Annotated in this window: 20 protein-coding genes; 4 read left to right on the forward strand and 16 right to left on the reverse strand. The window is 73.2% G+C overall.

What is annotated here, in order from left to right:
* Positions 1-7: 7 nt before the first annotated feature.
* The 8 genes from AB0B63_RS13610 to AB0B63_RS13645 are packed head-to-tail and all read right to left on the reverse strand — an operon-like array spanning position 8 to position 8,501.
* Positions 8-928, reverse strand: coding sequence for an SDR family NAD(P)-dependent oxidoreductase (locus AB0B63_RS13610; RefSeq protein WP_357017999.1), 921 nt, complete (start codon positions 926-928; stop codon positions 8-10).
* Positions 925-2,109, reverse strand: coding sequence for an acetyl-CoA acetyltransferase (locus AB0B63_RS13615; RefSeq protein WP_208566418.1), 1,185 nt, complete (start codon positions 2,107-2,109; stop codon positions 925-927). Before AB0B63_RS13615 ends, AB0B63_RS13610 begins: the two co-directional genes overlap by 4 nt.
* Complete coding sequence (locus AB0B63_RS13620) at positions 2,099-3,511, reverse strand: zinc ribbon domain-containing protein (protein WP_357018002.1); 1,413 nt, start codon at positions 3,509-3,511, stop codon at positions 2,099-2,101. Before AB0B63_RS13620 ends, AB0B63_RS13615 begins: the two co-directional genes overlap by 11 nt.
* A gap of 17 nt (positions 3,512-3,528) precedes the next feature.
* Positions 3,529-4,320: an ABC transporter ATP-binding protein gene (locus AB0B63_RS13625; RefSeq protein WP_357018005.1), complete on the reverse strand. Its 792-nt coding sequence runs from the start codon at positions 4,318-4,320 to the stop codon at positions 3,529-3,531.
* The gene (locus tag AB0B63_RS13630; RefSeq protein ID WP_204926551.1) at positions 4,317-5,207 is read right to left on the reverse strand and encodes an ABC transporter permease; all 891 of its coding nucleotides are present in this window, start codon (positions 5,205-5,207) and stop codon (positions 4,317-4,319) included. Before AB0B63_RS13630 ends, AB0B63_RS13625 begins: the two co-directional genes overlap by 4 nt.
* A gap of 2 nt (positions 5,208-5,209) precedes the next feature.
* On the reverse strand, positions 5,210-6,133 hold the full coding sequence (locus AB0B63_RS13635) for an ABC transporter permease (protein ID WP_208566422.1): 924 nt from the start codon (positions 6,131-6,133) through the stop codon (positions 5,210-5,212).
* Entirely contained in the window at positions 6,130-6,975 is an 846-nt protein-coding gene (locus AB0B63_RS13640; protein ID WP_208566423.1) for a dipeptide/oligopeptide/nickel ABC transporter ATP-binding protein, read from the reverse strand. The genes AB0B63_RS13635 and AB0B63_RS13640 overlap by 4 nt, the downstream gene beginning before the upstream one ends.
* Positions 6,976-6,977: 2 nt before the next feature.
* A complete protein-coding gene (locus AB0B63_RS13645; protein WP_357018010.1) occupies positions 6,978-8,501 on the reverse strand; it encodes an ABC transporter substrate-binding protein in 1,524 nt (507 codons plus the stop codon).
* Positions 8,502-8,692: 191 nt separating this feature from the next.
* Between AB0B63_RS13645 and AB0B63_RS13650 the strand changes: the two genes are divergently transcribed.
* From AB0B63_RS13650 to AB0B63_RS13660, 3 genes are read left to right on the forward strand one after another with little or no spacing between them, the layout of a single operon-like run.
* The gene (locus AB0B63_RS13650; RefSeq protein WP_208566425.1) at positions 8,693-9,430 is read left to right on the forward strand and encodes an enoyl-CoA hydratase/isomerase family protein; all 738 of its coding nucleotides are present in this window, start codon (positions 8,693-8,695) and stop codon (positions 9,428-9,430) included.
* Positions 9,427-10,245 (forward strand): VOC family protein, encoded by an 819-nt coding sequence (locus AB0B63_RS13655; RefSeq protein ID WP_208566426.1) that lies wholly within the window; start codon positions 9,427-9,429, stop codon positions 10,243-10,245. Before AB0B63_RS13650 ends, AB0B63_RS13655 begins: the two co-directional genes overlap by 4 nt.
* Complete coding sequence (locus AB0B63_RS13660; protein WP_357018014.1) at positions 10,242-10,757, forward strand: flavin reductase family protein; 516 nt, start codon at positions 10,242-10,244, stop codon at positions 10,755-10,757. Before AB0B63_RS13655 ends, AB0B63_RS13660 begins: the two co-directional genes overlap by 4 nt.
* Before the next feature lie 143 nt (positions 10,758-10,900).
* Here AB0B63_RS13660 and AB0B63_RS13665 read toward each other — a convergent pair whose 3' ends face one another.
* The 6 genes from AB0B63_RS13665 to AB0B63_RS13690 form a co-directional block, all read right to left on the reverse strand.
* Positions 10,901-11,389, reverse strand: coding sequence for a MaoC family dehydratase (locus tag AB0B63_RS13665; protein WP_219460746.1), 489 nt, complete (start codon positions 11,387-11,389; stop codon positions 10,901-10,903).
* Between the two features lie 73 nt (positions 11,390-11,462).
* Entirely contained in the window at positions 11,463-12,206 is a 744-nt protein-coding gene (locus AB0B63_RS13670) for an enoyl-CoA hydratase/isomerase family protein (RefSeq protein ID WP_357018017.1), read from the reverse strand.
* Between the two features lie 5 nt (positions 12,207-12,211).
* On the reverse strand, positions 12,212-13,168 hold the full coding sequence (locus AB0B63_RS13675) for a zinc-binding dehydrogenase (RefSeq protein ID WP_357018020.1): 957 nt from the start codon (positions 13,166-13,168) through the stop codon (positions 12,212-12,214).
* Positions 13,165-13,875 carry a nitroreductase family protein gene (locus AB0B63_RS13680; protein WP_357018023.1) on the reverse strand — a complete coding sequence of 237 codons (711 nt, stop codon included), beginning with the start codon at positions 13,873-13,875 and terminating at the stop codon, positions 13,165-13,167. The genes AB0B63_RS13675 and AB0B63_RS13680 overlap by 4 nt, the downstream gene beginning before the upstream one ends.
* On the reverse strand, positions 13,872-14,621 hold the full coding sequence (locus AB0B63_RS13685) for a nitroreductase family protein (protein ID WP_357018026.1): 750 nt from the start codon (positions 14,619-14,621) through the stop codon (positions 13,872-13,874). Before AB0B63_RS13685 ends, AB0B63_RS13680 begins: the two co-directional genes overlap by 4 nt.
* The gene (locus AB0B63_RS13690) at positions 14,618-15,589 is read right to left on the reverse strand and encodes a nuclear transport factor 2 family protein (protein ID WP_357018029.1); all 972 of its coding nucleotides are present in this window, start codon (positions 15,587-15,589) and stop codon (positions 14,618-14,620) included. The genes AB0B63_RS13685 and AB0B63_RS13690 overlap by 4 nt, the downstream gene beginning before the upstream one ends.
* Before the next feature lie 121 nt (positions 15,590-15,710).
* Here AB0B63_RS13690 and AB0B63_RS13695 point away from each other — a divergent pair, with 121 nt between their 5' ends.
* Positions 15,711-16,859: an acyl-CoA dehydrogenase family protein gene (locus AB0B63_RS13695; RefSeq protein WP_357018179.1), complete on the forward strand. Its 1,149-nt coding sequence runs from the start codon at positions 15,711-15,713 to the stop codon at positions 16,857-16,859.
* 91 nt (positions 16,860-16,950) lie between these two features.
* On the opposite strand, the gene AB0B63_RS13700 is transcribed toward AB0B63_RS13695, so the two are convergent.
* A complete protein-coding gene (locus tag AB0B63_RS13700) occupies positions 16,951-17,598 on the reverse strand; it encodes a TetR/AcrR family transcriptional regulator (protein WP_357018032.1) in 648 nt (215 codons plus the stop codon).
* Positions 17,599-17,858: 260 nt separating this feature from the next.
* Positions 17,859-18,767, reverse strand: a complete 909-nt coding sequence (locus tag AB0B63_RS13705) for a hypothetical protein (RefSeq protein WP_208570611.1) — start codon at positions 18,765-18,767, stop codon at positions 17,859-17,861.
* Between the last annotated feature and the right edge of the window lie 42 nt (positions 18,768-18,809).

Raw genomic sequence — 18,809 nt, forward strand, 5'->3', positions numbered from 1 at the left:
TCGCGGTTCAGGCGGACGGTCCGGACGGCCCGCCGAGGACCCGTTGGATCAGGGTGACCTCGTCGGCGCCACTGTCCGGCACGATGAAGTCGTCGAGTCGGCAGATCTCGTCGACGGCGCCGAGCACGTCGTCGGGCGAGGCCGGGGTGGGCCCGCCGTACCAGCCGGGGGTGACGCCCAGGAAGATCCGCCCGACCCGGCCGCCGCCCACGGTGAGGATGTGCCGGTTGAGCTGGCACTGCTCCGAGGCGAGGAACGTCGCCACGGCGGCCACGTGCTGCGGGTCGAAGCGGTCGGTCAACTCGCCGAGCAGGTTCTCGGTCATCCGGGTCGCCGCCGTCGGCGCGATCGCATTGACCAGGATGCCCCGGCGGGCACCCTCCAGCGCGAGCACGTTCATCAGCCCGATCAGGCCGGTCTTGGCCGCACCGTAGTTGGCCTGACCGAAGTTGCCGAACAGGCCGGACGACGAACTGGTCAACACGATCCGGCCGTACCCCTGGGCGACCAGGTGCGGCCAGGCCGGCCGCAGCACGTGGAACGCCCCGGCCAGGTGCACGTCGAGCACCGCGCTGACGTCCTCGTCGGACATCTTGGCAAGCGTCCGGTCCCGCAGGATGCCGGCGTTGTGGATGACCGCGTCGAGCCGGCCGTACGTGTCGATGGCCCGGCCGACCAGGTCGGCACCCCCGGCGGCGGTGGCCACCGAGTCGGTGGAGGCGACGGCGGTGCCGCCGGCCGCGCGGATCTCGGCGACGACCTGTTCGGCGGCGCCTGAGGAACCGGAGCCGTCGACCGTTCCGCCGAGGTCGTTGACGACCACCGACGCGCCCCGGGCGGCGAGGGTCAGCGCGTGCGCCCGGCCGATGCCGTTGCCCGCGCCGGTGACGACGACGACCCGGCCGTCGAGGGTGACCCGGGCGCTCATCGCTCGTTCCCCAGGACCGCCACGAACGCGACGCAGGAACCGGGCTGCCCGCCGAGGTTCTGGGCCACCGCCAGCCGGGCGTCGGGCACCTGTCGGGGCCCGGCCTCCCCGCGCAGCTGGGTGAAGCACTCGAACATCATCCGCAGCCCGGTCGCGCCGATCGGGTGGCCGAACGACTTGAGCCCGCCGTCGGTGTTGACCGGCAACGCCCCGTCGGCGTCGTAGCGGCCGTCGAGGATGTCCCGCCACGCCTTGCCGCGGGCGGAGAAGCCGAGGTCCTCCATCAGCACCACCTCCGTCGGGGTGAAACAGTCGTGCACCTCGGCCAGCGAGATCTGCGTCGCCGGGTCGGTCACCCCGGCCTGCTCGTACGCCTCACGGGCGGCGGTGACCACCTCGGGGAAGGTGGTGAAGTCGTAGCCGTCGGCGGCCAGCCCGGCCCCGGAGCCGGCGACGAAGCTCATCCCGCGCAGGTAGACCGGTTTGTCGGTGTACCGGTGGGCGTCCTCGGCGCGGACCAGGATCGCCGCCGCAGCGCCGTCGGAGACGCCGGAGCAGTCCATGACGCCGAGCTGCCCGGCGATGCGCGGGGACCGCTCCACCGTCTCGGCGGTCACGGCCCGACGGAACTGGGCGCGGTCGTTGCGGGCGCCGTTGGCGTGGTTCTTCACCGCGACCCGGGTCATCGCGGCGCGCATCTGTCGCTCGTCGATCCCGTACGCCGCCTGGTAGGCGGGGGCGAGCAGGGAGAATCCGGCCGGGGCGGTCCAGTCGACGTCGGTGCCGTCGGCGGGTGGGAACACCGCCGACAGCCCGGAGTACGAGGAGTCCTTCAGCTTCTCCACCCCGGTCGCCATCACCATGTCGTACGCGCCGGAGGCGACCGCGAAGGCCGCGTTGCGCAACGCCTCCGAGCCGGTGGCGCAGTAGTTCTCCACCCGGGTCACCGGCTTACCGGTCAGCCGCAGCGGGCGGGCCAGGGTCTGCCCGGACAGGCCGGAACCCTGGGTGCCGACCCAGAACGCGTCGACGTCGCCGAGGGTGACGTCGGGCAGCGACCCGACGCACTCCTGCACGGCGTCGACGAGCAGGTCGTCGGCGGAGGAGTTCCAGTGGTCCCGGAACGGGGTGCAGCCCATCGCGACGATCGCGACGTCGTGGGTGGTGCGCCTACTGGCCATCGGCGGTGTCCTTCCCTGGCGCGGCGTCCGCGGGTGCCGGGCGGAGCTTCCAGAAGTAGTTGTGGATCGAGTCGGTGGTCCAGAGCCGGCGGAAGGTGGGGGCCATCGCCATCCCCACCGCCACGTCGCCGGGTGCCACGTCGGTGGCGTACGCGCTGAGCCGGCCGCCGCCGTCGACGTCGGCGACGACGATCGCGACCTCCGGTTCCGGCATGGTCGTCAGGTGGTCGCGGGTCACCGAGACCACCCTGGCGGTGCGGTCGCGCAGCGACACCGGGGCGGTGCCGGACCCGGCGGTGCCGCAGGAGGCGCAGACCCGGCCGGGGGGTGTGGTGACCCGGCCGCAGGCGTCGCACCGGCTGCCCTCCAGCCGGTACTTCCAGCCGGCCCGGCGGTGCATGGGCGGGGCGGCCGGGGCCGGGGCGGCCGGCCGGGCCGGGCCCTGCACGTCGAGCAGTCCCCGCCAGCGCAGGTAACGGCCGTAGCCGAGGCGCTGCCGGGCGGCGAGCTGGGCGCGGACGGTCGGCCCGCCCCGGGCGGCGCGGACCCCGTCGCCGACCCGCAGCACGAACGCGTCGGCACCCTCGGTGGCCGACAGCAGCAGGATGGTCTGCCCGGGTTCGGCCTCGTCGAGGGCGTCCGCGAGCAGCAGCCCGGGGTGGGCGGCCCCGGTGAAGCCGGTGGCCCGTTCGACGGTCGCGTCCTGCCCGGTGCCGCCGAGCGCCTTGCGTAGCGCCGCCGCCGCACGCGGGTTCGACGACGACACGACGACCTGGTCGACGGTGTCGAGGGACGTCTGCGCCAGGGCCCGGCGGGCGGTGTCGAGGCCGGCGGCGACGAGGATCTCGGCGGTGAACCGTTCGTCCCAGACCCGGTCGTGCCGTTCCCCGGGCAGCCGCCAGCGGTCCAGCAGTTCGGTGGTGTGGCCGGCGCGGGCGAGGAGCACGGCGGCCCGCCGGCCGCCGACGAACGCGGCGGCGGCGTCGCCCTGGGCCAGTTCGTCGGGGGCCCCGGGGCGGGTGGTGCGCACGTCGGCCAGGGCCGCGGTGGCGACACCCCGCAGGACCAGGTCGAGGGCGGACGCGCCGGCCCGGTGGCCGCGCAGGTCGAGGGCGGTGACGCCGGGGTCGAGGCCCAGCGCCTCGTGGACCACCCCGGCGGACGTCTTCGTCTCGTACGGGGCGCTGGTGGTGGCCAGCAGCAGGTGCCGCCCGGCGGGGGTGTCGGCGGCGACGTGCCGCAGCGCCTCGACGGCCATGGTGACGGGGTCCTCGTCGTAGCCGGCTACGCTGCGGGCACGGCCGCCGGCACGGGCCGGCGCGGTCGGATCGAGCCTGGTGTCGTCGAGCGCGTACGCCGGGAGGTAGGCCGCGTAGGCGTCGATGCCGGGTTGGTCGGGCATGGGTCGCGGGTTCTCCTTCAGCTCCACGAGGGGATGGCGGCGAGCAGGCGTCGGGTGTACTCCTGCTGCGGTCGGTCCAGCACGGCCAGCGCGTCGCCCTGTTCGACGACCCGCCCGCCGCTCATCACCGCGATCCGGTCGCACAGGTCGCTGGCGAGCATCAGGTCGTGGGTGACGAAGAGCAGGCCGATGCCGAGTTCGTCGACCAGGGTGCGGAACAGGTCGACGACCTTGGTCTGGGTGGTGACGTCCAGGGCGGTGGTGCACTCGTCGGCGATCACCAGCGCGGGGCGGGTGACGACGGCGAGCCCGATGGCGACCCGCTGGCGCAGGCCGCCGGAGAGCTGGTGGGGGTAGCTGGCCAGCACCCGGCCGGGGTCGTCGATGCGCATCTGGGCCAGCACCTCCACCGAGCGGCGTTCCACCTCGGCGCGGGTGATGTCCCGGACGTGGCGGCGCAGCACCTCGGCGAGCTGGGTGCGGACCTTCAGCAGCGGGTTCAGCGACCGGGACGCGTCCTGGAAGACCATGCCGACGGCGCTGCCCCGGACCCGGCCGGTGCGGTCGACGCCGGGGGCCACCACCTGCTCACCGGCGACCGCGATGGTGCCCTGGTCGACCCGGACGTTGCGGTCGAGCAGCCCGACGACGGCGCGGGCGAGGGTGGTCTTGCCGCTGCCGGACTCGCCGACGACGCCGACGATCTGGCCTCGGCGGATCTCCAGGTCGACGTCGTCGAGCAGGCGCAGCTCGCCGTCGGCGAGCCGGGCGGTGATGGACAGTCCGGAGAGTGTCAGCAGTGCGCTCATCGCCGCCTCTTCCGCGGGTCGTGGTGGGTGAGCAGCGCGTCGCCGAGCAGGTTGACCAGGAGCACCAGCACGGTGATGGCGAGCCCGGGGAAGAAGGCGATCCACCAGGCCTGGCTCAGTTCGTCCTGGCCGGAGGCGAGCATCGAGCCCCAGCTGTTCATCGGCGGCACCACGCCCAGGCCGAGGAAGCTCAGCGCGCTCTCGACCAGGATCGCGGTGCCGACCTGGAGGGTGCCGAGCGCGACGATGGTGCCGGCGAGGTTGGGCAGGATGTGCCGGAAGACGATCCGGGGTTCGGACGCGCCGGCGGCGCGCAGGCCGACGACGAACTGGCGTTCCCGGATGGCCAGGGTCGCCGCGCGGGTGACCCGGGCGCACACCGCCCAGCCGGTGAGCGCCAGTACCAGGAACAGCACCGGCAGGGAGCTGCCCCGGTTGGCGATGATGGCGAGGGCGACCAGGATGAACGGCAGAGCGAGCTGGGCGTCGATGAGGATCGAGATGACCCGGTCGACCCAGCCCCGGAAGTAGCCGGCCAGCAGGCCGAGCAGCGTGCCGGGGCCGATCGCGACGAGCGCGCCGACCAGGCCGATCACGATGGTCAGCCGGCCGGCGGAGACGAACTGGGTGAGCAGGTCCTGGCCGAGCTTGTCGGTGCCGAGGGGGTGCGCCCAGCTGCCGCCGGAAAGGAACGCGGGTGGCCGGCGGGTCGCGTCGAGGTCCTGGCCGCCGTCGGGCAGCAGCCCGGTCAGCGGCAGCACGAACACCGCGACGGCGGTCACCGCCAGCGGCAGGGCCAGCCAGAACACCGAGGTACGCGCCCGGCGGCCGGCCCGGCGCGGTGGCGACACCGGGGCGGTGACCGGGTCGAGTTCGAGTTGGCTCATGCTCACCGCACCCTCGGGTCGACGATCGAGTGCAGGACGTCGACGAGCAGGTTCAGCAGCACGAACACCAGCGCGCCGAACACCACGATCGCCTGCACCAGCGGGAAGTCGCGGAACTGGATGGCCTGCAACGCGAGCTGGCCGAGACCGGGCCAGGAGTAGACGTACTCGACGGCGACCGCGCCGGAGAGCAGGATGCCGGTCTGGAGCACCACGATCGTGAGGATCGGCATCATCGCGTTGGTGAAGGCGTGCCGCCACACCACCCGGCGGGTGCTGATGCCCCGGGCGCGGGCGGAGTCGATGTAGGGCTCGGCCAGCGCGTCGCTCATCGACGCGCGGGTGAGCCGGGCGATGTGCGCCATCGGGTAGACCGACATGGTCAGCGCGGGCAGGATCAGGTGTTTCGGGCTGCCGGACTGGCCGGCGGGCAGCCAGCCGAGTTTGACGGCGAACAGCACCACCAGCATCATGCCGAACCAGAAGACCGGCACGGACTGGCCGAGCAGGGCGAGGGTGGAGGCCCCCCGGTCCCACCAGGTGCCCTCCCGGGTGGCCGCGAGCACCCCGAGCGGGATGCCGACCAGCAGGGCGAGGGCCATGCCGGCACCGACCAGTTGCAGGGTGAACGGCAGCCGGTCGGCGATCATCGAGGTGTTGGACTGGTAGAACTGCAACGACTGGCCGAGGTCGCCGGTGAACACGCCCTTGAGGTAGTCGAGGTACTGCACGACGACGGGCAGGTCCAGGCCGAGCTCGTGGCGCAGCGCCTCGCGTTGCTCGGGCGGGGCCATCGGGCCGAGGATGGTGGCGGTCGGGTCGCCGGAGAGCCGGCCGAGCAGGAACGCCAGGCTGAGCGCGATGAGCAGCGAGGCGAACAGCGATGCGAGCCGGCCGCCGACGCGGCGTACGGTGCTGGCCTTCATCGGCGGGACCTCCAGCGCGCGCCGGGCATCGCGGCGAGCAGTTCGCGGGTGTAGTCGTTCTCGGGGGTGCCGAAGACCCGGTCGCAGGGTCCCGCCTCGACGACCCGGCCCCGGTACATCACGTGCACGACGTCGCAGAGCGAACGGACCACGGCCAGGTCGTGGCTGATCATCAGCAGCGCCGCGCCGGTGGTGGCCCGGATCTGCCGTAGCAGGGCCAGCACGTCGGCCTGCACGGAGACGTCGAGGCCGGAGGTCGGTTCGTCGGCGACGATGAGGCGGGGGCGCATCAGCAGCGCGCGGGCGATGCAGACCCGCTGCGCCTGGCCCCCGGAGAGCTGGTGGGGGTAGCGGTCGAGCAGGTCCGGGGCGAGCCGGACCCGGCCGAGCAGGTCGGCGTCGTCGATCCAGGAGGTCCGTTCGGGTTGCAGCGCCCGCAGTTCCCGCAGCCCGGAGCGGACCGACTGGCGGGGGTCGAGCGAGCCGTGCGGGTCCTGGAAGACCACCTGCACCTCGGGGCGCAGCCGACGCAGTTGGGTGCGGCTGACCGCCGCGAGCGAGTGGCCGAGCAGTCGGATGTCGCCCCGGCCGCGCGGGCCGAGCCCGGTGGCGGCCATCGCGAGGGTGGTCTTGCCGGAGCCGGACTCGCCGACGACGGCGACGCTCTCGCCGGCCCCGATCCGCAGTGACACCTGGTCGACGGCGCGGAAGAGCGCGCCGGTGCCGCCGTCGCGGTGCTCGACGACGAGGTCGTCGACCTCCAGCACGGGGGTGTCCGACTCCGGGGTGCGGGGGTGCCGGGCGAGGTCGCCCGGCACCCCCGTCTCCGCTGCCTCGGACATCGTCAGCGGGTCGCCTTCGTGAAGTCCACGGTGTTCAGCGGGCCGAACACCACGCCGGAGACGCCGGGGCCGGTCGCGTAGTTGAACACCTGCCGGTACAGCGGCACGTAGCAGTGCTTCTGGACCACGCCGATCGTGTTGAGCTGCTCGTAGAGCGGGGCGGCCTGTTGGGCGTCGTTCTGTTCCAGCGCCTGCTGGGCCAGGGTGTCGATCTGCGGGTCGGGGCAGTTGCCGGTGATCGACTTGGTCTTCATGAAGCCGCTGACGAAGTAGTCGGGCACGGCGACGTTCGGCACCCCGGCGAAGATCGACAGGCCTGGCACCTGGCGGCCGACGATCCGCTTGACCAGCGTGCCGTAGTCCAGCGGCACGTAACTGACCTTGAAGCCGGCCTTCTCCAGGCTGCCACCGACGGCCTGGGAGACCTCCTCGATGTTGGTGTACTGGGCCGCCGGGTAGGTGATCTGCACGGTCGGGGTGGCCCCGCCGAGGAGTTCCTTGGCCTTGGCGGCGTCGGCGGTGACACTCTGCGTCGGCTGCTGACCGGGCTTGACGTTGAGCAGGCCGGCGTCGGCGACCGCCTGGCCGTCGAAGATGCCCTTGACGATGGCGTCGCGGTCGATGGCCAGGGCCGCCGCCTCGCGCAGCTTGGGGTCGTCGAACGGTGCCTTCGTGGAGTCGAGGAAGGCGATGATCTTCATGGCGGTCTCGGTGCTGACCACCTCCACGCCGGCGGACTTGGCGGCGCTGGCCTGGGCCGGCGGCAGGTCGAAGGAGACGTCCACGCTCTTGCTCTGGATCAGCGCGAGCCGCTGGGCGGCCTCGTTGGCCCAGGTGAAGGTGACGCCCTCGTTGGTCGCCTTGGTGCCCCAGTAGTCGGGGTTCTTCTTGACCGAGATGTCCCGGCCGGCGTTCGCGCCGGACCAGACGTACGGGCCGGTGCCGACGGGTGCGGCGGCGAAGCCTTCCGAGCCCTTCTCCTGGTAGTACTTCGGCGGCACCAGGTAGACGGTGGTGAGCAGGTCGGGGATGTCGTACTGCGGGGTCTTGGTCTTGACCACGACGGTGGTGGCGTCGGGTGCCTCGATCGCGGTGACGTTGCCGAAGTACGACTTGAGCTGCGAGGCCGCGCTGTCGCGGGTGAGCGTGATGGTGTTGGCCACCGCCGCCGCGTCGGCCTTCTCGCCGTTGCTGAAGCTGACGTCGGGTCGGACCTTGAACGTCCAGGTCGTGGCGTCGGTACGGGTCCAGCTCGTGACCAGGCCGGTGTTGGTCGGCGCGAGGTCGCTACCGGTGTTGATCAGGGGTTCGAGCATCGTCGCCCAGACGATCTGGGCGGAGCGCGCGCCGACGATCGGGTCGAGGGTCGCCGGTTGGGCGGCGAGCAGCGCCCGGATCGGGGCGGTGCCCGACGCGCCGGAGTCGTCGGAGTCGGAGCCGCCGCACCCGGTGAGGCCGGCGCCCACGACGGTCAGCGCGGCGGCCAATGCCAGGAAGCGCCGGGAGCGCAGGGATTTCATGATCATCATGGGTGTCCTTCACTGCGATGGACCCGTCATGTCTCCGCGTGAGGCGGCGGTGACGTTCGCCACAAAGTACCGACCAGCCGGTATCAAGTCAACGGGTCGGCCGGGTATCCCGCTCGTGACATTCACGTGACACAGGGCCGCCGGCCAGCACCGTTGTATTCATACCGACCGGTATGTATGATACCGCGGTGACCATCACCCGCACCTCCGGGCACGACGGCCGCCTCGCCCGGATCCGCTACGACAACGCGGCACGCGGCAACTGCTTCGACACCGCGACGCTGCACGACCTCGTCGACACCCTGGAGACCGCCGCCGCCGACGCGCGCTGCGTGCTCATCCGCCTCGACCTGGCCGGCCGGCACTTCTGCGCCGGCTGGGACACCTCCTCCTTCGCCGCGCTGGCCGGTGCCACCCGGGAGACCGTCGCCGCCGACCTGCGCGCCAGCGACGCCGCACTACAGCGCATCCGGCAACTGCCGGTGCCCGTCGTCGCCGCCGTCCGGGGGCGGATCATCGGGTTCGGCGTCGGCCTGCTCGGCGCCGTACACCTGCCGGTCGCCGCCGCCGACGCCCAACTGTCCCTGCCGGAGGCCCGGTACGGCTTCGCGCCGGCCGGCGTCGGCCACACGATCGCCCGGTCGGTGCCCCGGCCACACGCCTACCACCTGCTGACCGGCGCGGCGACGGCGACCGCCGACCAACTCCTCGACTGGGGCCTGGTGGCCCGGGTGGTCGCCACCGACGAGCTGGACCGGGCGGTCGACGACCTCGTCGACACCCTGCTGGCCGTGCCGGGGTCCACCCTGCGGGCGGTGGTCGAGGTGATCGAGTCGAGCCTGACCACCGGCACCGCCGACCAGGCGTACGACATCTCGGCCCGCACGATCGTCGCGGGCCCGGCCACCCAGGGAGCAGCCGGATGAGACCACGATTCCAACCCGGCGAGGCGGTCTGGGTGGAGCTGTGCACCCCCGACCCGGAGCAGGCCGAGGCGTTCTACGGCGCGCTGCTCGGCTGGACCGTCCGGGCCGAACGCCTCGGCGCCACCACCTACCGGATGTGCAGCCGCGACGGGCGGGACGTCGCCGGGATCTCCGACGCCGCCGCACTGCACGGCGACCGGCCCCGGGGCTGGCTCACCTACTTCGCCGTCGACGACGTCGCCGCGTCCGCACGGCAGGCGGTGACGCTCGGCGGCGAGCTGGTCTCGCCACCCCGCTACCTGCCGGCGGCGGGCACCGGGGCGGCGGTCGTCGACCCGTTCGGCGCGGCCTTCGGCCTCTACCAGGGGGAGTCACGCGTCGGCGTCCAGGCGGTCAACTCGGTCGGCGCGCTGTGCTGGAACGAACTGGACACCGGTGAACCCGCCGCGTCGGTGGCCTACTACCGCGCCCTGTTCGGCTACACCACCCGGCAGCGCGACGACTCCCCGACCGCCCGGCCCTACACGCTCCTGACGCTCGGGGACGTGCCGGTCGCCGGGGTCCTCGAACTCGACAACGCCTGGCCGAACCTCATCCCGTCGAGGTGGATCACCTACTTCGCCGTCGCGTCCCTGGACGACGCGCTGGCCCGGGTGACCGCCCTCGGTGGATCACCGACGGTCGGGCCGGTCGACACCCCGCACGGGCGGCTGCACCTGGTGAAGGACCCCGGCGGCCACACCCTGTGCCTCATCCAGCTCGAAGACGGGCTCCGCCCCGACCACGACTCCAGCGACCCGGCGGTGAACCGATGATGGCCGAGCCCCTGTTCGACTCCGCCGAGTTCCGCCAGGTGTGCGGACACTTCCCCACCGGCGTGACGGCGGTGACCGCGGTGACCGCCGAGGGCGCCGTCGCCGCGCTGACCGTCAACTCGTTCACCTCGGTCTCCCTGGAGCCGGCGAAGGTGCTGTTCTGCGTCACCACCTTCTCGTCGAGCTTCCCGGTGCTGATGGGCTCCGACCGGATCGCCATCCACATCCTCAGCCAGGACCAGCAGGACGTGGCCCGCCGGTTCGCCACCTCCGGCCTGACCGGGGCGCAGCGGCTCGCCGGGGTCTCCTGGGTGCCCGGCCCCGACGGGGTGCCGCTGCTGCCCGACACCCCGGCGATCCTCGCCGGCCGGCGCGACGAGGTGATCGCCAGCGGCGACCACGTGATCATCCTGCTCGACGTGGACCAGGTGCACCTGAAGCCGACCGACGTGCCGGCGCTGTCGTTCTACCGGGGCCGGTTCGTCACGCCGTCCCGGCCGGCGACCGAGTGAGCCCCGGCCGCCGGCCTTCCGAGTGAGCCCGGCCGGCGGCCTTCCGGGTCAGCCCCGGCCGGCGGCCCAACCGGAGGAGCGCCGGCCGGCGACCGGGCGAACGCCCGCACCCGGTCGGCCCGGGTGCGGGTCGGTCGGCGGCCTCAGGCGTGGTAGCGGAACAGGATCTCCGCCACGCAGCAGGGCTGCGACGTCTCGGCGAACTCCACCACGATCGACGCCTTGGCCTGGACCCCGGCGGCCGAGCCCTCCCCCGCCGGGGCGATCGGCGTCGCCGAGACCAGCGTCGCGGTGCCCTGGATCTCGACACCCGGTGGCAACGGCCGGACGAACCGGACCCGGTCCAGGCCGTAGTTGACCCCCATCGAGAAGGTCCGCACCTCCAGGATGTCGGCGAGCAGCCGGGGGACGAGGGCCAGGGTCAGGAACCCGTGCACGACGGTGCTGCCGAACGGCCCGGACCGGGCCCGCTCGACGTCGACGTGGATCCACTGGTGGTCCCCGGTCACGTCGGCGAACTGGTCGACCTGCTGCTGGGTCACCACCTGCGGCGCGCTGACCCCCAGCTCCGCGCCGACCAGTGCCAGCAGCTCGTCGGGGGTGTCGATGGTGGTTCGCCTCGTGGTGCGCATCCGGGTGCTCCAATTCGGGTGGTGGGTACGGGTGTCGGCCCTGCTCCGGCGGGCCGGCGCGGTGCGGAACGGGTCAGTCGGGGGTCGCCGCCGGAGGCGTCGACCCGGTGCGGGCGGCCGCCTGGGCGGTGACGTGTGCGGTCAGGGTCGCCCACTCCCGGTCCCAGGCCGCGTCGTCGGGCACCGGGCGGGCGAGGCCCAGCATCCGCCGGACCGCCGTCGCGTCGAGGGCGGCCACCGCGTCGGCCAGCGCGTCGACGTGCCCGACGAGGTGATCGTCGGGCACCGCCGCGCTGACCAGTCCCCGGCGTACGCACTCGTCGGCCGACCAGGTCTCCCCGGTGATCAGCAGGCGGCGGGCGAGCGCCGGGCCGACGGCGAGGGGCAGCAGGACGCTGGACCCCCAGCCGGGGACCTGCCCGGCGGCGAGGTGCCGGTCGCCGATGCGGGCACTGTCGGCGGCGACCGCGAGATCACAGGCGAGCAGCAGTTCGAGGCCGCCGCCGAAGGCCGCCCCGTTGACCGCGGCGACGGTGGGCACCGGGGCCGCCCGGATGCCGCGTACCAGGCGGCGGCCCCGGTCGAGGTGGGTCAGCAGCGCCGGCAGGTCCCCGAGCAGGCCGGTGGCCTCGGCGAGGTCGGCCCCGGCGCAGAAGCTGCGGCCGGTGCCGGTGAGCACGAGCACCCGTACGCCCGGGTCGGTCGCGGCGGCGAGCCACCGTTCGAGCCCGGCCAGCACCGTGCTGTCGCAGGCGTTGCCGGCCCCGGGACGGTCGATCCGCGCCCAGAGTGCGGGCCCCCGCCGGGTCAGCGCCACGGAGGTCACGTCAGGCTCACGCAGAGCTTGCCGAACCCGGTGCCGGCGAGCATCCGGCCGGCCTGGACGCGGATGTCGGCGAGGTCGACGACGCTGTCGACGGTGGGCCGGAGGCGGTGGGTGTCGACGAAACCGACCAGGGCCACGAACTCGTCGAGCGTGCCCATGGTCGCGCCGTGCACGCTGATCTCCCGGGCGAACAGCCGCGGCAGGTCCAGTTCGGCGGTGAAGCCACTCGTACCGCCGCACACCACGATGGTGCCGCCGGCCCGGGTGGAGCGGGTCGAGTGGGCGAAGGTGGCGGGGCCGACGGTCTCGACGACGATGTCGGCGAGTTCCGGCGTCCGCGCGCCGCTGTCCAGGGCGACGGCCGCGCCGAGGGCCAGTGCCCGTTCCCGTTTGGCCGGGGAACGGGAGGTGACCATGACGGTGGCGCCGGCGGCCACGGCGAGGCTGATCGCGGCGGTGGCGACCCCGCCACCCGCGCCCTGCACCAGGACCACCCGCCCGGGAGCGACCGCCGCCCTGGTGAACAACATGCGGTACGCGGTGAGCCAGGCCGTCGGGAGGCTGGCCGCCTCGGCCCAGCTCAGCCCGGCCGGCTTGGGGACGAGGTGTGCCGCCGGCACGACGATCCGCTCGGCGAGGACACCGTGGCCGGCGTCGGGGAGCAGGGTGGCGTGCGGGACGGTCCGGCCGTTCGGCGCGGTGGGCAGCACCGGGTAGACGATCACGTCGCGACCCCCGGCGACCCCGGCCGCGTCGCTGCCGATGACCCGGGGCCCGTCGTGCGGTGCGGTGCCGACGCCGCGCAGCGTCCACAGGTCGTGCATGTTGAGCGCGCCGGCCCGGACGTCGACGTCCACCCAGCCCGGGGGTGCCGCCGGGGCGGCGAGGTCGCCGACGCGCAGCGCGCCGACCGGGTCGTCGGCGCAGGGTGTCAGGACGTGGGCGGCTCTCATCGCGTCGCCGATCCGGCCGGTTCGGTGGGGCCGTTCCAGAACGCCACGTCGGCGAGGTCGGCCCGGGCGGCGGGACGGAAGTCGAGTCCCCGGGTGTAGGCGACCGGGACGAGGGTGACTGGTCGCCAGTCGTCGGGCAGGCCGAGCACCTCGCGTACCCGGGTGGCCCGGTGCGCCATGGCGGTGGCCAGCACCGAGCCGAGGCCCCGGGAGCGCAACGCGAGCTGGAACGACCAGGCGAACGGGAAGATCGACCCGTAGTAGCCGGACGCGGTGCCGCCGACCGGCCGCTGCGGGATCGGCTTGGTGCTGCACAGCACGACGAGGACGGGTACCCGCGCCAGGTGGTCGACGAGGTGCTTCACGGCGGTGAGGACCCGGTGCTGCCGTGCCTGGGCCTGCGGGTCGGCGCGTACGCCCGGCGACAACCGGGCGGTGGTGGCCGCCTCGCCGTCGGCCAGGGGCTGCGCGACGGTGGCGTCCCAGATCTCGGTGTACAGCTCGGAGAGCTGCCGTTTGAGCGTCGGGTCGTCGACCGCGACGATCCGCCAGTCCTCCAGGTTGGAGCCCATCGGTGCCTGCTGCGCGAGGCGCAGGCACTCCTCGATGACGGTCCGGCCGACGGGCCGGTCGAAGTCCATCCGGCGGCGCACCGCCCGGGTGGTGGTCAACACCTCGTCGATGTCGGTGATCATTGCGCTGCTCATCCGTGGTCCTCTCCGGTGAGGCGGTCGACGGGCTTGTCCCGGTAGGGCAACGGCGTCCCCCACCGGTCGAGATAGCTGACGGCGTCGACGGGCCGCCGGGCCGCGACCTTGAAGTCGGTGCCGACGGTGTAGGCGACGGGCAGCATGGTGATCTGCACCGCGCCGTCGGGTATGCCGAGCAGCGCGGCGACGGACGCCGCGTGGTGCAGGTGCAGGGTGGTGATCACCGTGCCGAGCCCGCGGGCCCGTAGCGCCAGGTTGAACTGCCAGATCGCCGGATAGAGCGACCCGTAGAGGGCGGAGTTGGTGCCGGGGCCGCCGGTGGCCGGGTCGGGTCGCGTCGCGCAGGGGATGACGAGGTACGGGGCCCGGCCGATGTTCCGCGCGAGGTGTTCGGCGCCGGCGAGGATGCGTGCGGTCCGGGCACTGACCGTGCCGTCGGCGTCGACACCGCCGAGGCGGCCCCGGACGAGGTCGCTGTCCGTGCCCGCCGCGCTGTGCAGCGGCTGGTGCACGTACTCCTGGTAGGCGGCGTGGTAGAGCGTCGCCAGCTCGGCCTTGCGGGCGGGGTCGCCGACGACCAGCCAGCGCCAGTCCTCGGCGCCGCCGCCGGTGGGGGCCTGCACCGCGAGTTGCAGACACTCGCCGATCAGGCCGATCGGCTCCGGGCGGTCGTAGTCGAGGCGCAGCCGGACCGACCGGGTGGTGGTCAGCACGTGGTTGAGGTCGGTGAACGGCAGGCTCATCGGCCGACCTCCGCGTCGTGGCCCATCAGGTCGGCGACGTGCAGGGTGTCGCAGTACTCACGGACCTCGGCGATGCCCCCGGGCTGGACGTCGACGACCCAGAGGTAGCGGTTCTGGTAGCGGGAGCCGTCCCCGAGAGTGGCTTCGCCCCGGGCCTCGACGGCGACCAGGGTGTCGTCGACGACCCACCGCTCGGCGGTCACCTCGACGGCGGCCGACCGGTACGCCCCGCCGGCCAGCCGCGCCCGCATCGCGGCGAGCTTGCCGGTCATGGTGACCCGCCCGTGCAACGGCCCGTTGGCGTCGAGGTCGCCCCACCGGTGCTGCCGGCCGAGGTCACGGCGGCGGCCGGAGTCGGTCCACCAGGTGGCGTCGGCGGTGAAGAGGGCACCGAACGCGTCGAGGTCGCCCCGGGCCAGCGCCGGCCACGGGGCCAGCGCCGTCACCAGTGCCGTGGGCGCGTCGGCAAGGTCGGGCGCGCGGCGGGCCGGACGGTCGTCGAGGCTGCTGCGGGCGACGGCCGCGCCGCCGCCCACGACGTGCTGCGCGTGGCTGGTGTCGAGGTACTCCCGGACCGCGACGACGGCTCCGGCGGGGTTCACGTCGAAGACGAAGCCGTAGCGGTTGGCGTACTCCAGGCCGCTGGCGTGCACGCCGTACCCCTCGACCTCGATGACGCAGGTGTCGTCCCCGGCGATGACCCGGCGCGGGATCTGCCGGCAGCCGGTCGGAAACGCCTTCGGGCCGAGGGACCGCATCAACGCGAGCTTGTCGTCCATCCGCATGAGGCCGTGCAACGGGAAGCGCCCGCTGCCGTGCGGGGCGAGGACCGGGTCGCCGCCGCGTCGGTCGGGGCCGGTGTCCACCCACCAGGTCGCATCGGCGGCGCACAACCGGGCGAGGCCACCGAGGCTGCCCCGGTCGAGCGCGGAGACGAAGTCCATGCCTGTCCGGACCGCGCGGGTCATCCGGCCTCCCACATTCCGACTGGTGGGTATCTAACCCTGTCGGACCGGGCAACTCAAGGGATGCTTTACATACCGACCGGCTGGTATTATCGACGTCAGCTTGTTGACTAGGGGGTTTGTGGTGTTCGAGGCGTACCAGGTGCCCGAGGAGCACGACGCGGTCCGGGAGGCCGTCCGGGCGGTGTGCGACGCCAGGGTCGCGCCGCACGCCGCCACCGCCGACGAGAACAGCGAGTTCCCGCAGGCCGCCTACGACGCGCTGCGGGCCGCCGACTTCCACGCCCCGCACATCCCCGTCGAGTACGGCGGTGCCGGCGCGGACGCCCTGGCCACCGCCATCGTCATCGAGGAGGTCGCGCGGGCCTGCGCCTCGTCGGCCCTCATCCCGGCCGGCAACAAGCTCGGCACGATGCCCCTGCTGCTGGCCGGCTCCGAGGAACTCCGGCGTCGCTACCTGCCGCCGGTGGCCGCCGGTGAGGGGATGTTCTCGTACTGTCTGTCGGAGCCGGAGGCGGGCAGTGACGCGGCGTCGATGACGACACGGGCGGTGCGTGATGGTGATCACTGGGTGCTCAACGGGGTGAAGCGGTGGATCACCAACGCCGGCGTCTCCGAGTTCTACACGGTGTTCGCGGTGACCGACCCGGCGGCGCGGTCGCGGGGGATCTCCGCGTTCGTGGTGGAGAAGTCCGACCCGGGGGTCAGTTTCGGTGCTCCGGAGAAGAAGCTCGGCATCAAGGGCTCCCCGACCCGGGAGGTCTACCTGGACAACGTGCGCATCCCGGCGGACCGGATCATCGGTGAGCCGGGGACCGGGTTCGGCACCGCGATGCGGACCCTGGACCACACCCGGGTCACCATCGCCGCGCAGGCCGTCGGGATCGCCCAGGGGGCCCTGGACTACGCCAAGGGTTACGTGCGGGAGCGCAAGCAGTTCGGTAAGGCGGTCGCGGAGTTCCAAGGCATCCAGTTCATGCTCGCCGACATGGGCATGAAGCTGGAGGCCGCCCGCCAGTTGACCTACGCGGCGGCCGGGAAGTCCGAGCGTGGTGACGCGGACCTGACCTATTTCGGGGCGGCGGCGAAGTGTTTCGCCTCGGACGCGGCGATGGAGATCACCACCGACGCGGTGCAGTTGCTGGGCGGCTACGGCTACACCCGCGACTACCCGGTCGAGCGGATGATGCGCGACGCCAAGATCACCCAGATCTACGAGGGCACCAACCAGGTCCAACGCATCGTCATGGCCCGCCAACTGCTCGCCGGCTGACGATCAACCACCTGCGGGCACCCGGCCGACGAGCCGTCCCGCCTCACGGCGGCGTCTACGGGCCGGCGACCCGGGCCGACCACCCACCGGGTCAGCTGCCGGGCCGGGCGGTCAGCCCCTCCAGCACCATCGCGCCGAACTGGCGGGCCACCTCGTCGACGCTGAGCGGACCACCGACGTTGAGCCACTGGTACGCCCAGGCGCACATGCCGACCAGCCCGAAGGTGGCGATACGCGGGTCGACGTCCGCGCGGAACACCCCCCGGGCGACACCGTCGGCGACCATCCCGGCGAAGGCGGCCTCCACCAGGCCACGCTTGCGGGTCACCTCGGCGAACAGGTCCCCGGTCAGATACCGCCGCTCCTGGTAGAAGATCGTCACGTGGGCCCGGTACTCGGCCACGCTGGTGAGGCTGAACCGGATCAGCTCCCGTACCCGTACGGTCGGGTCGTCACTGTCGGCTTCGATCTTCTGGATCGCGGCGAGCTGCGCCTCGAGGTATTCCTCCTGGATGTGCCGCAGCAGGTCGTCCTTGCTGGCGAAATGGTGATAGAAGGCGCCCTTGGTGAGCTGCGCCTGGTCGGCGATCTCCTGCACCGAGGTGCGGTCGAAGCCACGCTGCTCGATCAACCCCAGCGCACTGGTGATCAACGAGTTACGGGTGTTCTCCGGGTCGTACCCGTCGGGCCAGCGTTGCCGGCGTCGGGTCGACTCCGGGCGAGACGTCGCGCGCGTCATTGGTGGCCTCCTATCCCGAGTACAGCCACACAATGCTACCGTCCGGTCGGAAGGAAACGAAGAGAGCCACCCCGATCAATCCGCCCGAGATCCGTCGGCCACCAGCCGTCGCCGGGAATACCGGCGGCGACGCCCGTGGTCACAACCACCGACGACCTCCACCAGAGCGACGTCGGAGCACAGGGCCCGCCGCAGGCGGGAAGCACAGGGCCGCCGCAGGCGGGAACGGCGGAACGGGCCGGACTCGGCACCGGCCGGACTCAGCGCCGGGCGTCGCCCGACCGGCCGCGACCGGGCGTCCCGGCCCGGTGACCGACGCGCGGCGCGCGTACCACCGGGGAGGTCGCCGCCCCGGGGCGGAACTCCCGGGCCGCACCGGCCACCATCTCGTCGGGGTCGTCGGCGAGCACCTGCCGCAGGTGCGGCGGGACGAACTCCGACGTCGCCACCGCCATCCGCACCTGCACCGACCGGTCGTCGACCAGGCCGCGCAGATCCGCCTCGTCCAACTCGACGGTCAGCACCAACGCGGCGCGGACGTCCGGCACCGGGTCCCGGGCGAGCGCGCCGCGGTGCACAGCGGTGGTCCGCGGATTGCGGGCCAGCCCCTTGCGTACCCGGGCCGTCCGATCGGCCAGCAGGGCGGTGATCACCTCGGGGTCGTGGGTGTGGGTGGCGAGCCGTTCCCGCACCTCGGGTGAGACGTCGTCGACCAGCCGCGCGGCCAGCTCCGGCTCCAGCTCCCGCGACTCGGCGAGCAGACCACGCAGCTCCTTGTCCGCGGTCTGCGCCATCACCCGACGCACCGATTCGTCGCAGGCCGGATTGCCGGCGACCGCCCAGCGGACCCACCGGTCGGCGTCCTTGACCAGGCGCAGCAGGTTGGCGATCGAGGTCGCGGGGTTCCTCGCCACCGCCTCCCGCACCTCACGGTCCGGGTCGCGGGTCAGCGGACGCAGCGCCTGGGCGGGCGCGTCGGCCCGGGTGGCGACCGCCCGGCGGACCACCGGCGACGGGTCGGCGGCCAGGTCGATCAGGGTCAGATGGGCCGTGCCGGGGTCCTGCGCGAGGGCGAGCCGGGCCTCGACCCCACCGTCCGTCGCCTCCTGCGCCGCGGCACCCGACCCACTGCGACGGTCGGTCCCGCCGACGTCCTGCTGCTTGCCCATGGGCGTCATCATGTCACGGGTCGCAGGGGACGCCGCGAGGCC

It is taken from the genome of Micromonospora sp. NPDC049081, assembly GCF_040648835.1.
In the GTDB taxonomy this organism is placed as follows: Bacteria; Actinomycetota; Actinomycetes; order Mycobacteriales; family Micromonosporaceae; genus Micromonospora; species Micromonospora antibiotica.

Bases quoted from the DNA above. Each gene is read 5' to 3' on its own strand.
- AB0B63_RS13705 (WP_208570611.1), bottom strand. From the start codon at position 18,767: ATGGGCAAGCAGCAGGACGTCGGCGGGACCGACCGTCGCAGTGGGTCG.
- AB0B63_RS13630 (WP_204926551.1), bottom strand. From the start codon at position 5,207: ATGAGCCAACTCGAACTCGACCCGGTCACCGCCCCGGTGTCGCCACCG.
- AB0B63_RS13680 (WP_357018023.1), bottom strand. From the start codon at position 13,875: ATGAGCAGCGCAATGATCACCGACATCGACGAGGTGTTGACCACCACC.
- AB0B63_RS13620 (WP_357018002.1), bottom strand. From the start codon at position 3,511: ATGCCCGACCAACCCGGCATCGACGCCTACGCGGCCTACCTCCCGGCG.
- AB0B63_RS13615 (WP_208566418.1), bottom strand. From the start codon at position 2,109: ATGGCCAGTAGGCGCACCACCCACGACGTCGCGATCGTCGCGATGGGC.
- AB0B63_RS13655 (WP_208566426.1), top strand. From the start codon at position 9,427: ATGAGACCACGATTCCAACCCGGCGAGGCGGTCTGGGTGGAGCTGTGC.
- AB0B63_RS13660 (WP_357018014.1), top strand. From the start codon at position 10,242: ATGATGGCCGAGCCCCTGTTCGACTCCGCCGAGTTCCGCCAGGTGTGC.
- AB0B63_RS13645 (WP_357018010.1), bottom strand. From the start codon at position 8,501: ATGATCATGAAATCCCTGCGCTCCCGGCGCTTCCTGGCATTGGCCGCC.
- AB0B63_RS13665 (WP_219460746.1), bottom strand. From the start codon at position 11,389: ATGCGCACCACGAGGCGAACCACCATCGACACCCCCGACGAGCTGCTG.
- AB0B63_RS13685 (WP_357018026.1), bottom strand. From the start codon at position 14,621: ATGAGCCTGCCGTTCACCGACCTCAACCACGTGCTGACCACCACCCGG.
- AB0B63_RS13625 (WP_357018005.1), bottom strand. From the start codon at position 4,320: ATGAGCGCACTGCTGACACTCTCCGGACTGTCCATCACCGCCCGGCTC.
- AB0B63_RS13640 (WP_208566423.1), bottom strand. From the start codon at position 6,975: ATGTCCGAGGCAGCGGAGACGGGGGTGCCGGGCGACCTCGCCCGGCAC.
- AB0B63_RS13675 (WP_357018020.1), bottom strand. From the start codon at position 13,168: ATGAGAGCCGCCCACGTCCTGACACCCTGCGCCGACGACCCGGTCGGC.
- AB0B63_RS13690 (WP_357018029.1), bottom strand. From the start codon at position 15,589: ATGACCCGCGCGGTCCGGACAGGCATGGACTTCGTCTCCGCGCTCGAC.
- AB0B63_RS13610 (WP_357017999.1), bottom strand. From the start codon at position 928: ATGAGCGCCCGGGTCACCCTCGACGGCCGGGTCGTCGTCGTCACCGGC.
- AB0B63_RS13635 (WP_208566422.1), bottom strand. From the start codon at position 6,133: ATGAAGGCCAGCACCGTACGCCGCGTCGGCGGCCGGCTCGCATCGCTG.
- AB0B63_RS13700 (WP_357018032.1), bottom strand. From the start codon at position 17,598: ATGACGCGCGCGACGTCTCGCCCGGAGTCGACCCGACGCCGGCAACGC.